Origin of the sequence: Reichenbachiella sp., from assembly GCF_965223055.1 — a bacterium.
In the GTDB taxonomy this organism is placed as follows: domain Bacteria; phylum Bacteroidota; class Bacteroidia; order Cytophagales; family Cyclobacteriaceae; genus Reichenbachiella.
Genome location: NZ_CBDCVM010000012.1, coordinates 760,142 through 775,640, shown reverse-complemented (window position 1 = coordinate 775,640; position 15,499 = coordinate 760,142). Strand labels below are relative to the sequence as shown.

Here is a 15,499-nt window from a genome sequence, read left to right as displayed (position 1 = left end):
TTATTTTCATTAAGGGTTTTTTCTGAAGTAAATAGGGTCCCACCAGTCAGGCATACTTGATTGGACAGGACTATCATCGTATGCCAATACTCTGCAATCAAAACACCACGGGGCAAAAGGAGGACCAAATGAACAACGTTCATCATTTATCCACCCACCATAATTACTGATTTCACTTTCATCAAAATACCACCTACCAAATGTCTCATTTACCACACCAAAGTATCCAAATACGTTAGTATCATCGGATGATAGATTTGACTCAATATTATAGGGTGGCGTCGCAAATAATTCGCTTTGATTTAGTTGCTTTTCTACTTCCTTCCAAAAGGTATAATATTTGGAGTTCATGACTGTCTGGCGAATTAGCACAGAATAGCCATGATTGAGTCTTGAGCCCTTAGTTTTTAAAAAAAAGAGCTCGTTTGCAATCCCGCCTTCGTAATCTTCAAGCAATTGATATTCTTGAAAAAAATATTTTGAAGTAGCCCAGCAATATTTGATCGGACTGTTATCTGCGGCTAGTGCAGCATTGTATATCCAGGTAATCTCCAAATCCCACTTATAGTAAACAGGTTCTGATAATTCATTAGCCAATGTAGTAACGTAAAAACTGATGCCTTCTTGCTCTGCAATACTGACTTCTTCGCGAATATTTTCATAATCGAGTTTTGTCCCTTCAACAAGAGAAAAAGAACCCATGTCCATCCCTTTTTCCAATGTTTGTATCTCGGATGTTATCTTTTTTCCGTCAGCTAAAGTAATTTCTAGATGATAGCCGTGAGCTTCATCGGCCTTAAAATCTTCATAAAACAAGCCATACTCTCCGTTTTCTATTTCAGCGTAGTCATATACTACTCCATCGTCTTGATGGAGTTCGATTTTTGCTCCCAATACTGGCTCATTCCGAACATTATCTAACTCACCTACATTCGATAATTTGAGTGTGAAATATCGAGCAGGAAGTGGTAATGGAATGAGGTCGTTATAAGACTGGTTGGTAATAAATCCTTCTACAACGATTCCCTCTCCGGCAGAAACGCCATCGAATTCAAAATCCTCAATACAAGAACCAAGAGTTAAGAAAATCAATATCGAAATGGTTAGCTGGAATCTATTCATCGTAGATCAATTATTTAGGCGAATAGCGACTATCCCACCAAATTGGTGCTTCATTGGACACTGGCCCATCATAACTATATTGTAAACAATTGAAACATGAAGCCGGATATGGTGGTGGCACATCATCAAAAACACACCCTTTTTTATAACCACCATAATTAGAGACTTCGTCTTTATCAAAATACCACCGCTTATAGTCTTCCTGGACTACACCAAAGTATCCGAAGACATTGATTTCGTCAGAATGTAAATTGGAAACAAGATTGAACGGTGGTTTGGCAAATAACTCACTTTGTTCTCCCTGTACTTGTAGATCCTTCATAAACTGATAATAGCCCTTTGGCATTTTCATTTGCCTAATCATAACTGAAAACCCTTCATTAAGTCTGGAGTTATTGGTATCCAAAAAGAACAGACTACTTGGCGCATTGCCTTTGAGGTCTTCTAACAGTTTATAGTCTTTGTAATAATAAATAGAGCTTGTCCAACAGTATCTGAATGGGCTATTATCTCCTGCTAAAAATGCAGTTTTAATGAACGTGGTAATAAAATCCCACTTATAGTAATATGGACTTCCCGAATTGTTCGGCGCTGTTTTAATATTGAGATTGATCCCATTCTTCTCCGAAATAACCAATTCATCTCTTCTGTATTCATATACAGACTGACTGGCTTCCTCTATAAATAAATCCCCGACTGGTGAACTTTCTGGCAATCCTGTCATTTCTGAATAGATTTCTGTGCCATCTTCGAGTGTAATTATAATTTGATATTCTAAACCAGGTAGCGCTTTAACCTCTCCATAAAAAAGGCCATATCTACCCTCTCCTATTTCCGCATAGTCATACACTTCTCCAGAAGACCCATGTAATTCTATTTGGGCCCCGAGTACTGGTTCATCTCTGACATTGGTAACATCCGAAGTATACCTAAGCCCCAGTTCAAATATGGCCGGGTCTTTCGGATAAGCCAATTGATCGGAATACGACAAATTAGATATATATCCTTCCACTACAATTCCTTTCACATCCGACGGGACGTCAAATTTAAAATCCTCTACGCAAGATATGTTGCAAAGCAAAGCGATTATTAAACTCAATATTTTGATAGCACCTTTCATTTTTTCAAAAATCAATCTTAGAATTTAATAATCACTTGGACAGTTTAAAATTGTAGGTGACTGATGGGAAAATGGTCCCCATGATAGACAGCTTCTTAGCAAATCCAGATTTTGTGAAATATATGGAGTAGGCATTTTTTCGAGCATATACATTAAATATCGAGAATACCCATTCGCCATTAATGAACTTATCTCTTCTTAAGCTAGGCTTGATCGTTAGCGACAAGTCTAAACGATGATAATCTGGAATTCGATATTCATTCCGTTCTGAGTAATTCAGCACAGCCAATTGTCTGTCAAATGAGAATTTCGAAACTGGTACTGTGATTGGTCTTCCAGTGCTATAACTGAAATTAGCCGAAAGAATCACTCTTCCTCCGAGCTTATAATTCATCACCATAGATAAGTCATGAGGTTTGTCATTATTTGCACTATAATACTCTCCATTATTAATAGTTTGATACTCATATTGACCATTAAAACGTTTTAAGCTTCTAGAATAAGTATAAGAAATCCATCCGTTCAGTCTGCCTGTATTTTTCTTCAATTGCAGCTCTAATCCATACGTTCTACCAACCCCTTGTACAATACTTCCTTCCAATTGTTTGTTGCCAATAATCTCAGCGCCTTCCAAAAAGTCAAGTGAATTTTTGATGTCCTTATAATAACTTTCAGCCGATACTTGATAAGCATTGTTTTGAAAATTTCTGAAATAACCAACAGACCATTGATCTGCATACTGTGGGTCTAAATTATTTCCACTGGCTAAATAGTAATCTTGAGGCGTGGCTGACACGGTATTAGAAATTAAATGCAAGTATTGATACGACCGGTAATAGCTGAATTTAAGCGAAGAATTGGTGGTAAGCAGATATCTCAAGGAAACTCTAGGCTCTAAGCCTACAAACGTTTTTATCGTTTCACCACTGCCATAACTGACAGAGTCGATTACTTGTGGTTCTCTCACCACATTTGCTCCTTCATCGAAAATATATTCTGTATCTGGTCCTGTTCTCACAAAGCTAGACAAACGTATCCCTGCAGAAAGTGCTAACCTGGCACCCAGGTCCCAATCATCTTGTGCGAAAAGTGCAATTTCATGAGCATGTTGATCGCTCATTTTCACATATTTTGTATTTGAATTTTCTCCAAATGCCGATAGTTCACCAGGTCGAATATTATGATTGTTGTACTCTGCGCCGACAGTTAAAGAATTCTTTGGGTGCATTTTATACAAGAATTCATATTTAGCTGAAAAGTTCTGTATGCCATTTTCAAATTCGAAAGCTTCGACCTCTTCTTCCAAATTTTTTGAGTTGACATTATAATTGCTAGTGGTCAACCAAAGTGTTGAAAGAGTCTTGGTCCCAAAAACGTGGTTCCATTCCAAACTAAAATTTTTCGTTCCCCAATCGTATTGTGCTTCTCCTGCGAAATTGAAATCATCATGACTAAGATAAAATGACCCAGTAATGTAATCTTTGTCACTCACCCGATAAAGAAGCTTTGCGTTCAAATCATAAAAAGCTGCTTCACTACTTTGTAATTCAATATTTTTGATTCTATGAAGCAACCAGTTAGTATATGACGTACGACCACCAATCAAAAAGGAAGCTTTATTTTTCACGATAGGACCTTCAGCTGTTAGCCTACTAGAAACTAATCCGATACCTCCATTGACTTCATATTTCTCGTCATTTCCATGTCGGAGTTTGATATCCAAAACCGATGAGATACGGCCTCCAAAGTTCGCAGGACCACCCCCTTTGTATAGGTTCACCTCATTGACCATGTCAGAGTTGAACGCACTATAAAAACCGAATAAATGCGTAGGATTATATATTACTGCTCCATCCTGAACTATTAAATTTTGCCCAGTTTCACCGCCGCGAACATTAAAACCAGAGGACAATTCACCAGTGGTCGAAATACCAGGCATCGTTGTCAAACTTTTCACCGGATCAACTTCTCCCATAAAGGTCGGCAGCTGTTTGATGGTTTCAATGTTCATATTTTCCAATCCAGAAACTCTTTGCTGTACATTGGCATCTTGTCCATCTGCAGTAATTACGAGTTCATCCAATTGAAGAGAACCAGAAAATAAACTAACATCCAATTGACCAGCTGATTTAATAATTACGTCTATCGGCTTACCCTCATAGCTTATCGAACTGTAGTCAATCGTATATTTGCCTACCGGAACTCTTAAATTATAGTTACCATTAAAATCTGTAACTGTTCCAATGTTGAGGGAACTGATATAAACCCTAGCGCCTATTAATGGCTCATCATTGCCTCCGTCTGTAATTCGCCCCGTTACAGATACTACTTCGTTTAGCTCAGAGTTTTTATCACCAATTACAATCAAACTCTCATCCGCCGTCGATTCGATCTGGTACAATTCCGGATTATTCGCAACAAAAACGATAGAACCGCGATAGGGCACCGCTTTTAATCCACTTTCAGCTAAATTTTCATTCAAAAATTCTAAAACTGTAAGGCCTTTCCCTGAAACTGTTACTTTACGATCTTTCACCCATTCAGGATTGTAGAATATTTTGGCCTTTGTTTCAGCCTTAATCGAATCCAGCGCATTAGACATGCTCATCCCCTGATAGGATTGATCCAGATGCATGTCTTCCTGAGCTAATGCCAATAAGGGAGCACAACAGGCTAAGACAATAATTATGATTTTGGAGATGCTCATTGGAATGATGAAAGGTTGAATTAATGTTAATAATCGTCGCAAGATTAGTGAGAATGAGTGTAATGATCCCGACATATATTGTTAATTTTTCTACGGAAATGTTAATGGTATCATATATGGATAATCGGCAGTATTATCTGTTAGCTGGATGTGAAATCCCCTATAAAAACAGAACAATATTCTTGTAACACTAAAGGGTGAAATAGAAAATTCTTAACGTACTATTCACAAATCTATCTCAGTGCCCAGCAAGTGCTATTGATTGAATCAATTTTTGATTCAAATGTCGCATTTGGACATTTGTTTGAAAAAGGCTAGTCGTGGTTATCTCGTCCTTACTCAAGAAGCTCATGAGAATATAACATTGATTATTTGGCAATTGCACAATTCATTTTTTACTTTACAGTACACTTTATTAGGCATGATTAAAAAATCACTTCATATCACAAAGAATTTTTACTTCCTTTCTGGTCTTGCCTTTTTAGTCTGGATGCTTTTTTTCGATACAAACGACTTCTATTCGCAGCATCAACTGGGACAAAAAGTAGAAGAACTGGAAAATCAGGAAAAATACTACCTGCAAAAAATTGAAGAAGTAAATGCTGATAGAGAAGCGCTCATCAACGACATGGAGCTTTTGGAGCGCTTTGCGCGTGAAAAATACTACATGAAAAAAGACGGGGAAGATCTATTTGTAGTTGTTGAAGAATAGAATCTGATTGTACCATACTTTCTAAATCCTACACAAATGAATAAAAGACTATTTCTACTTGCACTACTTTGTGCACTTTATGTTTCTGAGAGTTCTGCACAGGAAAGTTTTGATAATGTCTTAGGAAGTGACAGGTCATCATGGGTGGACAAGGTATATGTAGGTGGTGGATTAGGAGGATTTGGCATCAGCGATAGGCAAGTATGGGTCAATATCAGTGGTCAAGTGGGTTATAGAATTACGCCAAACTGGAACGCTGGTATAGGGTTGACTTATCAATATTTTAAATACAAAGAACCTATCAATCAGTCCTTCAACGACTATGGGATAAACTTCTATACACAGTACGTAGTTTATAAGCCATTTTTCTTGATGGCACAATATGAAATCTTTTTCCTAGACTTAGTAGAAGGTGGACACACCACGTACAACACCTTTTTACTCGGTGCAGGTATTTCTCAACCTATGGGTAACAAAGGGTTTTTAAATTTTTACGCTTTGTACAATGTGTTTTACTCAGAAGGTGGCGACAATGGGCGTTATGACAGCCCTTGGGTCATAGGAATGAACTTCGGAATAGGCTTTTAAAATTTCAACTTGAATTTTTCCGCTAATTCATTTAGATCCTGGACTACAGGGTCAAGAAGCGGAATACCGTCTTTTGCTCTCGCAGCCTCCATATTTCTTTCGTAATCACCTGGGATTTGAACTGGATTGTTTACATCAATAGGTGTCGAAGATCTGAATCTTTCGATCCAGGTATCCATGTGATTCTTAAACTCATCAGCCTTCCTAAATGCATCGATTCGCATGGCCCCAAAAAAATGACCAAGGCCCTCACCTACAGGATCAGAGACTGGGTCTATAAAGCTCACGAATGGGGGAACCCACGGTCCATAATTAGCTCCAGAAAGCACTGCAGAGAAAATATCCACAATAGAACCGAGAATATAACCTTTATGAGAAGCGTGCTCTCTATCACCCCCTAGCGGCAACAAAGCCCCTCCATCTTTTACGCCGTTAGCATTGGTGGTAGGGTTTCCATCCTGGTCTTGTACCCATCCAAGAGGCGCATCTTCATTTTTTCTTTGTAAAATTTCTAGTTTACCATTGGCAGCCGTGGTTGTAGCCATATCTGCTACAAATGGAGGCTGCTTGCCGGCAGGAATAGCTACCGAAATTGGATTGGTACCCAGTAACCTTTCCTTTGAAAAAGTAGGCGCTACCAACGGGCTGGCATTGGTCATAGAAATGCCGATCATATCCTGATCCAACGCCATCATCGCATGATAACCCGCGATACCATAATGATTGGAATTCTTCACCGACACCCAACCTGTGCCCACACTTTTCGCCTTGATCATTGCAATTTTCATTGCCTCAGGCCCAGAAATCAATCCTAATGATTCGTCTGCATTCAGCACAGCAGTTGACGGCGTCTCGTGCTCTATCTGAAAGATAGGTTTGGCATTGATTCTTTTTGCTTCCCACAATCTCACATACCCTTTGAGTCGAGCAATACCATGAGAATCTACCCCACGCATATCTGCACTGACCAGTACGGTAGCTGCAGTGTCGGCCATTTTCTCTGTGTGTCCCATCGACACGAAGACTTGTTTAGCAAAGTCAAATAATCTCTGATAGCTGTACATATGGCGAATTTATTTTCTTTTTGGCAAACCACTATACTACTACTGCTCTTTTAGAGATCAAAATTCATCTTTTTAGACTCAACCTTATTGAATGCTACTGACTAACTTTTCTATTTTTTGTTCTAGTCCCGATACAAATCCTTTTACATCGCATAATGGAGATTCTTTAACTTTTAGTGGCAATTTCTTTTTCAACCTGAAGAGTTCTGCTTTATGAGTTGCCCAATACACAGCTTTTTCCAAATATTCCGTTTCATTGCTGCAATTCCAATCTTTCATTGAGGCAGCTGCATTCACTCCACTTCCTAACCTTGAAACAAATGTTTCACCAGGTAAAGTTAAAACTGGAACTCCCATCATTAACGCATTGGCCGCAGTGGAGCCTGCACCATAAAAAAAACTATCTAGAAAAATATCAGCCAATTTTAATCGAGCTAGATACTCAGTATAGGATACATTATCTGCAAATATTATTCTGTCTTTATCAACTTCGAACTTAGATACTTCTTTCATTAAATTTTCCTGTTGCAACTCCAAGGGTGCGTAGATCCAAAGCACACTATTCTGTACTTCAATTAATATTTTCATCCAAACATTAAACACTTCTGGACTCAGCTTTTTGGGGAAATTAAAACTGCAATACACGAGAGCATTTTCGGGTAGGTTACAATCTGCTTTCGTAAGGTTAGGGATTTCATCTGGTATTTTTGATGCTACCCAACCATGCTTCAAATAAAGAATTTCTTCGGTATATAATTTTTGATGCTTCTCCGGTACCATTTCACTATCACTTAAAAAATAGGGCGTAAATTCAGCCCCCATCGTTCCTGGATTACCCAAATAATGCATCTGTATAACAGCAGGTTTTAAAGCAACCACTGCCGGCTTGCTATAGGTTGTATAACCGACTAAGTCAATTAACACATCTATTTCATCTGCTCGAATTTTTTTTGCAATTTCTACTGCAGTGAGATGATGGCAGTTAATGAAATGATCACAATTTTCTTGGATTGCCTGTGAAACGAAATCAACTTCTTCAGTCACTATCGTAGCATATGCAAAAGTCTCAAACCGTTCTTTGTTGTGGAATTCAAAAATCTCATATATCAATCGCCCTACCGCATGTTCTCTAAAGTCTGGAGAGAGGTAACCTACTTTGAGCTTTTTGTTCTTAGCATTTATCTTACGAATTGGCCATTCAGCCAATCGCTTGTCCTTCAGTTGTTTCTCAATCTGCTTCGCACATTTTGTGGCAGTTTCCTTATGTATGTTAGGTGGGAGATCGAAATAGTTGATATCAAAAGAAGCCCGCGTAAGACTAATGTCTCCTGACATGGTTATTTGACTTAATGCTTGCTCAAAGCCTACTCTATCTTGCAGATAAGAAGACCAATCACAAATACTTGCTCTAGCACTGGAAAGTTCCATTCTGGATTGCAAATGCCCTGAATCACACTCGAGTGCTTTTTGATAATTTTTGATAGCGCTTTCAAAATCTTGCATAAAAGCATACGCAATCCCTAATCCATAATACCCATCCGCATGGTCAGGTTCAAGCTTTAAAAGCTCCTCGTAGTGAGCGATCGATTTTCGGGGCATATTCAGCTCTTGTAGAATCGTAGCCAATTGAAAATGAGCAGACGCTGCAAATTCAGGAAATTTGATCAATTGTCTATATAGTTTTGCTGACGCTTTAATTCGTCCCAATTGTTTGTACAAAAAGGCCAATCGATTGACAAGTACAGGTTGATTGGGATGCATTTTCAAACCAACCTTCAAATTCTCCTCAACTTTCTCATAGACTTTTAAATGATAATAGCAGTCAGCAATTGTCAACCATAACCCTTTGATCTCAGGATTCAACTGACCACATTTCAGAAAACATTTCAAGGCCTTCTGAGTTTGTGAAACTTTCAAATACAATTGACCTACAGCCATCCAAATCAAACTATCCTCCGGATACTTCTTGAGATATACTTTCAAATTGGTCAACGTATTTTCAATTTCATTGACTAGAGGAGCCAACTTTACTAAAGACAATAATATTAAACGATCATATGGATTCTGCAATAAGCGCTTTGCTTGATTATTGTACTCATTTATTTGTTGTTGATGATCCATTTCGGTTACCATTTAATTCTTGCCAGATAAACTCAGACATACTCATTCTTTTAGCGAATATAAAATCATAAAAACATACCACAACTTTTCCAGCAATAATCCAATATGATCTCCACATATCACCAAACGGGAAATTATTGTAAATAAACACTTGTATGTCCCATGATATTTTCGGATCTTCATACTAGTATTTCATCCTGACCTCATCCAGCGTTTTATTATTCTAATAACATTTAAACAAGATCTTGTTTTGTCTCGATTGGTGATTTGTCAATCAACAAAGCGGAATGTATTATTATATGAGCAACGCTCCAAAACCATTCGATTGTGATTACACACCACAATTCGCAGAATTACTGCATAAACTAGAAATCTCACTAGCTATTAGTACTTACCAAGCCAACAAGGTTATTGTAATTAGTGCTGTAGAGACCGACAAATTAATCCAACTACCTCGGACATTTAATAGCCCTATGGGTATGGCAACTGCTCCGGACTCCTTGGCTGTGGCCACGCGCAACGAAGTGGTTGTATTAAGAAACGCCAAGGAACTGGCGGCATCTTACCCTAAAAAACCTAATACTTACGACTCGCTGTATGTACCGCGTAGCAGGTATAATACAGGATATGTGGCCATGCATGACATGATGTTCAGCAACGAGGAAAATTCTTTAACCGGAATCAACACCTTGTTCTCCTGTGTGTGTCAGATCGATCACCAATATAGTTTTACCCCTATTTGGAAGCCACCATTTATTACTGATTTAGCTTCAGAAGACCGATGCCATCTCAATGGATTGGCTGAAGAAAATAGCGAAATAAAATATGTGACCGCACTGGGTCAAACAGACCAAGCTCAAGGATGGAGAGACGATAAAATGACTGGAGGTATTGTGATGGAATACCCTTCCGGCAAAATCATAAAAGACGGATTAGGTATGCCACATTCTCCTCGGGTATATGATGGGAAGTTATATGTACTCAATTCCACACAAGGCGAATTGATCCGAATAGATAGGCAGACTGGCAAACACGAAGTAGTATGCCAACTAGGTGGGTTTGCCAGAGGCATGAGTAGATGCGGAGATTATCTATTTATTGGTGTATCAAAGCTTAGACACAATTCGTGGGCTTTCAAGGATCTTCCTATTGCAGAGACTTCGTTTGCGGGAGTTGTTGCAGTATATCTACCATATGGCAGCATAGTAGGAAGTTTCAAATACCAAATGACTGTAGATGAAATTTATGATGTGAAGGTTTTATCCAATACAAAACGAGCGTCTATTCTTTCTCCCGACATGGAAATTCACAACAATGCCTTGTCAATTCCAGGTCAAGGCATGTGGGGTGCATCTAAAGAACAAAAAGAATTGGACCCTATGAACAATTAGGGATTTATTAATGACATACGTATAATGTAAACTTAATTCATATGAAAAAACCACAACTACGATTTTCGAATGGTTCGGTGCGATATCGACTGATTCGAAAATGCCGTAATCTTTATAAGCGGGTCAGGTTGTTGCTTGAAAGTGACAACCCCTGCGAAAAGGAACTCAAGCGGCTGACTCACAAACTAGAAGGTGTTTATCGAAGACTAGAAAGGGCCTTTTCTAAAGCCGGCGTAAAAGTAGCTGGCACTGCATTAGCCATTGCGCTCACTGCTACTATTTCTCAAGCTCAGACCGTTACTTTTGAAAAACAGGTAGTCCCAGGATCTGAGCCACTTTTCGACAAAATAGAAGTTGGTGGGGAAGTCGCACCTACGTTTGTCGATATTGATGGAGATGGAGACATGGATCTTTTTGTTGGAGAATCAGGTGGAGAATATGGAGGTATTTCATTTTATGAAAATATCGGAACTAGTTCCGAACCATATTTTAAAACACGATCTGAAAATGAAAACCCCTTGGATCAAGTCAACGGTTTCTATCGCACTAACGTATCCTTCGGTGACATTGATGGGGACGGAGACCTTGACGCCATAGTTGGAGAATATTATGGCTTTGTTCATTTCTACGAAAACACCGGATCGTCCTCAGACCCGGCATTTGCTCTGAATGATAATACAGATGGAAGCAATCCATTTAATGGCATAGATGTTGGCGAGTATTCTCATCCAGAACTAGCTGATATTGATGGAGATGGAGATCTGGATTTATTCATCGGAGACAGTAATGGCAATATCGACTACTATAAAAATACCGGATCTAATTCCTCGGCCACGTTCGCCGAGCAAACTGGCGGTGCTAATCCATTCGATGGCGAGAGCGTAGATGGCTACGCTACTCCGACCTTTATAGATATCGACGATGATGGGGATTTGGATGCGCTTGTTGGTCAATACTACTATAATTACTCCGGGTATGTAAATTTCTTTGAAAACACAGGAACTGCATCAGCGCCTGCGTTTGCCGAACGAAATGGTAACGAAGATCCTTTTCGTGCTATAGAACCGGATTCTGGTTATACAGACCCTACGTTTGCAGATTTAGACAATGATGGGGATTTAGATGTACTAGTAGGCAATAGCTATGGCACTCCGGAGTATTTTGAAAATAAGGGCACTGCATCTGAACCTGATTTTGGTGCCACAGCTTTCACAAAATTAACTTCTGGATATTTCTATGATGCTGCTCCTTCGTTTGCCGATATAGACAATGATGGAGACATGGATCTTTTTGTTGGAGGAGAATATGGTTATATCAATTTCTATGAAAACACGGGAACTGCCTCAGCACCTGCGTTTTCAGGAGGTGAAAACCCATTAAGTGCAGTTTCAAGCGATGTTAGTTATAACGCCAATGTAGCTTTTGCTGATGTAGATGCCGACGGAGATTTAGATGCGTTGGTCGGTGAAAAATATGGCAGTATTTTATTTTATGAGAATACCGGAAGTGCTTCGGCTGCAGCTTTTGCACTCAACACATTTACTGATGCTAGTAATCCTTTTTACGGAATATCTGTAGACAGCTGGTCCAACCCTGAACTTGCGGATATCGATGATGATGGTGATTTTGATCTATTCATTGGAGATTACGATGGCTATATTGCCTTCTATGAAAATACAGGCGATGCGACAGATGCTGCCTTTCAAAATCAAACAGGTGCAGCTAACCCTTTTGACAGTCAAATAGTTGATTATAGCGCCAACCCGTCATTCGGAGATTTCGATGATGATGGCGATTTAGATATGCTTACAGGATCATATAGCGGTTACATTAGCTTCTTTGAAAATACTGGATCAGCATCTGCTCCGGCATTCGTTCAATTGGTCGGTGCAAACAACCCATTTGATCACATAAACCACTCTGATTATTCACATGTGGCAGTTGCTGATTTGGATAATGATGGTGACTTTGACTTATTGGTTGGAGATGATTATGGTGATTATTATAGTGATCGGGAGTTGCACTATTATGAAAATGAAGGTACAGCTGCTGAACCAAATTTTGAAGTAGAAGAAGACGAACTAGTACCCAATACACTCAATCCTTTGGATGAGGTAGCCATCTACTTCGGAGCTCGTGCTACGTTTGTCGACATCGACAACGACGGTGACATGGATGCATTTTTTGGAACTTCTTACGATGGCCTGAGTTATTACAAAAATACTGGTAATAACACATCTGCAGCATTTTCTGAAGTGACAGGCTCCGCTGATCCATTCGATGGACTAATAGGTGGTGAAGGTGGTCCTAGACGTGTTCGTGCGGAAATTTCAGAGGCCACTTATATTGGGGATAGTGCTCCAATTTTTGCAGACATAGATAACGATGGAGATATGGATGCCTTCATAGGCTCTAAATCAGGACCAATTTACTATTTCAAAAACACAGGATCTGCGGCTTCACCAGCCTTTGCAGAACAAACCGGCTCTGACAACCCATTTGATGGGTTGATAGGTGGCAGCGGTATTCCAGCGAGAGTAAATACTGGATATGCACCGTCTTACTATGCCGGCGATACCAAGCCAGCCTTGGTGGATTTAGATGGCGACGGAGACTTAGATGCTATTGTTGGCTCTGAAGACGGTGATATTTTCTATTTAAAAAACACCGGCTCAGCATCAGCACCAGCATTCGAAGAGCAAACTGATGAGGCTAATCCATTTAGTAACATTGGAGAATCTGAAGTACCTGAATTTGCAAGAATAGAACTTAAGGGCCCTGAATCTTCATTGCGATATTCACACCCTTCTTTTGCTGACTTGGACAAAGATGGTGATATGGATCTTATTCTTGGAGATAAATATGGAAGCATCCAATATTACAAAAATACAGGTTCCTCTTCAGCTCCATCTTTTGAAGAACAAACTGGAAGTGCAAACAACCCATTTGAAGGTGAAACAGGAGGTGAATATAGTGCACCAGCATTTGTAGATATTGATGGTGATGGTGACATGGATCTTTTCGTTAGTTATGAAGTTGGAGGAGAAGGACCTCCTATGAGCTCGTTCAGTTTCTTTAAAAACACTACTAACGCAGCTCCTACCATCACTAGCAATGGAGGTGACGATACAGCCGAAGTCTCTGCAGCTGAAAATCAAACGTCCGTTGCAACTGTCAAGGCAACAGATCCTAATGGCGATGCCATCAGCTATTCTATTTCAGATGGTGCCGACAAGGCCTTGTTTAGCATCAATTCAAGTTCGGGAGTATTGACTTTTAAAACTGCTCCTGATTTTGAAGCACCAGGCGATGCTAACGCTGACAACAAGTATGAATTAGAAGTCACGGCCATGGATGATGGCGATGGCAATCTTGTGGATACACAAACCATCACCGTCAGTGTAACTGATGTATCTGATGATATTACCGCAATTAATGATTTGAATAAGCAAATTTCAGTTTATCCAAATCCTGCAAGTCACTTGATTAACATCAAGGGCTTAAGTAGTCAGATTCAGTCTATCAGACTGGTTGATTTTTCAGGTAAAACCCTATTGGAAAAAGATTCGATTACTTCGGAAGTAAGCATCGATCTTTCAGCTTATAAAGCAGGGATTTACATTATGAAAATTCAGACTGACAGAGGTCTTATTAATCAGAAGATTCAGAAGCTGTAATTCTTAGATCTTAAAATCAAACTCACAACAACGAACACTTCCTCTCTCGAGGAAGTGTTTTTTTATGGTCTTTTTGGCAAACCGTGATATAGGAGCCCCTCTTTTAGTGCAAATGGGGAAACTTTTATTTGATCAAAATGGCAAAGGTCCATTATAACCTTGATGGCTATAGAAGCAGAAACGATCATGTCCACTCGCATCGGGATCATGCCTGGTATGGCCAGTCGCTCCTCTCGATCAAGTACCATCAATTCCTCATGGATTTCTTCAAAATAGTCTTTGAATAAAATCGGTTGTTGCATGGGTAATGCTCCTGGTATTCTAGCGTGAATATCCCACAACGTATCAAATGAACCCGAGGAACCGATCAAATAAGCAGCCTGATGTGCCTTACATTGATCTATCACCTCTTTGAGGTTTTCTAAAAGAAATGACTCTAATTTTTCTTTTTCATCTGCGGTAATAGGGTCTGTATGGTGGAACTGATCGATTAGTCGTTGTCCTCCGAGTTCATAACTTTTGAGCCATTTAACTTCATCCTTATTCGCCAGGATGAATTCGATACTCCCTCCACCAATGTCCATGATCAATCCAGTCTCTTCTCCAAAATCGATGTACTCACTCACACCCTTGTGAATTAAACCAGCTTCATCTTCTCCGGAAAGCACGCTAATTTCGAGTCCAATTTTCTCCTTGATCAAATCAACAAACGCTTGTTGATTATCGGCATTTCGGACGGCACTTGTAGCAGATACTATGATCTCGTCTACCACTTCGTTCTTCATCTTCTGTGCAAAATCAGTGAGTGTATCTACAGCCCTCTCCATGGCATCTGGTTGGATGACATTGTTACTGATTCCTCCTTTTCCCAACCGAACCGCAACTTTCTCCTTATGAAGAATCTTCATGTTTCGAGCACGATCTGCGATTAGCAAGTGAAAAGTATTCGTCCCAATGTCAATTATTCCTACTCTCATACTGATTTTTAAAATTCCGC

Annotated in this window: 10 protein-coding genes; 4 read left to right on the top strand and 6 right to left on the bottom strand. The window is 39.5% G+C overall.

What is annotated here, in order from left to right; all coding sequences use genetic code 11:
* Positions 1 to 9: 9 nt before the first annotated feature.
* Genes ACOQO5_RS18740 through ACOQO5_RS18730 form a run of 3 tightly spaced genes read right to left on the bottom strand, consistent with a single transcriptional unit; the run spans position 10 to position 4,949 of the window.
* Entirely contained in the window at positions 10 to 1,122 is a 1,113-nt protein-coding gene (locus tag ACOQO5_RS18740; protein WP_420583219.1) for a DUF4249 domain-containing protein, read from the bottom strand.
* Between the two features lie 10 nt (positions 1,123 to 1,132).
* The gene (locus tag ACOQO5_RS18735) at positions 1,133 to 2,242 is read right to left on the bottom strand and encodes a DUF4249 domain-containing protein (RefSeq protein WP_420583218.1); all 1,110 of its coding nucleotides are present in this window, start codon (positions 2,240 to 2,242) and stop codon (positions 1,133 to 1,135) included.
* 31 nt (positions 2,243 to 2,273) lie between these two features.
* On the bottom strand, positions 2,274 to 4,949 hold the full coding sequence (locus ACOQO5_RS18730) for a TonB-dependent receptor (RefSeq protein ID WP_420583217.1): 2,676 nt from the start codon (positions 4,947 to 4,949) through the stop codon (positions 2,274 to 2,276).
* A gap of 283 nt (positions 4,950 to 5,232) precedes the next feature.
* Between ACOQO5_RS18730 and ACOQO5_RS18725 the strand changes: the two genes are divergently transcribed.
* Complete coding sequence (locus ACOQO5_RS18725) at positions 5,233 to 5,661, top strand: FtsB family cell division protein (protein ID WP_420583216.1); 429 nt, start codon at positions 5,233 to 5,235, stop codon at positions 5,659 to 5,661.
* Positions 5,662 to 5,697: 36 nt separating this feature from the next.
* Positions 5,698 to 6,249, top strand: a complete 552-nt coding sequence (locus ACOQO5_RS18720; protein WP_420583215.1) for a hypothetical protein — start codon at positions 5,698 to 5,700, stop codon at positions 6,247 to 6,249.
* Here the strand turns inward: ACOQO5_RS18720 and ACOQO5_RS18715 are convergent.
* Positions 6,246 to 7,313, bottom strand: coding sequence for an Ldh family oxidoreductase (locus tag ACOQO5_RS18715; RefSeq protein ID WP_420583214.1), 1,068 nt, complete (start codon positions 7,311 to 7,313; stop codon positions 6,246 to 6,248). The genes ACOQO5_RS18720 and ACOQO5_RS18715 overlap by 4 nt on opposite strands.
* A gap of 84 nt (positions 7,314 to 7,397) precedes the next feature.
* Positions 7,398 to 9,434 carry a tetratricopeptide repeat protein gene (locus tag ACOQO5_RS18710; protein WP_420583213.1) on the bottom strand — a complete coding sequence of 679 codons (2,037 nt, stop codon included), beginning with the start codon at positions 9,432 to 9,434 and terminating at the stop codon, positions 7,398 to 7,400.
* A gap of 299 nt (positions 9,435 to 9,733) precedes the next feature.
* On the opposite strand from ACOQO5_RS18710, the gene ACOQO5_RS18705 reads away from it, so the two are divergent.
* Positions 9,734 to 10,825: a TIGR03032 family protein gene (locus ACOQO5_RS18705; RefSeq protein ID WP_420583212.1), complete on the top strand. Its 1,092-nt coding sequence runs from the start codon at positions 9,734 to 9,736 to the stop codon at positions 10,823 to 10,825.
* Between the two features lie 41 nt (positions 10,826 to 10,866).
* The gene (locus ACOQO5_RS18700) at positions 10,867 to 14,502 is read left to right on the top strand and encodes an FG-GAP-like repeat-containing protein (protein ID WP_420583211.1); all 3,636 of its coding nucleotides are present in this window, start codon (positions 10,867 to 10,869) and stop codon (positions 14,500 to 14,502) included.
* Between the two features lie 62 nt (positions 14,503 to 14,564).
* Here the strand turns inward: ACOQO5_RS18700 and ACOQO5_RS18695 are convergent, their stop codons facing one another.
* Positions 14,565 to 15,479 carry an exopolyphosphatase gene (locus ACOQO5_RS18695; RefSeq protein ID WP_420583210.1) on the bottom strand — a complete coding sequence of 305 codons (915 nt, stop codon included), beginning with the start codon at positions 15,477 to 15,479 and terminating at the stop codon, positions 14,565 to 14,567.
* Positions 15,480 to 15,499 lie beyond the last annotated feature (20 nt).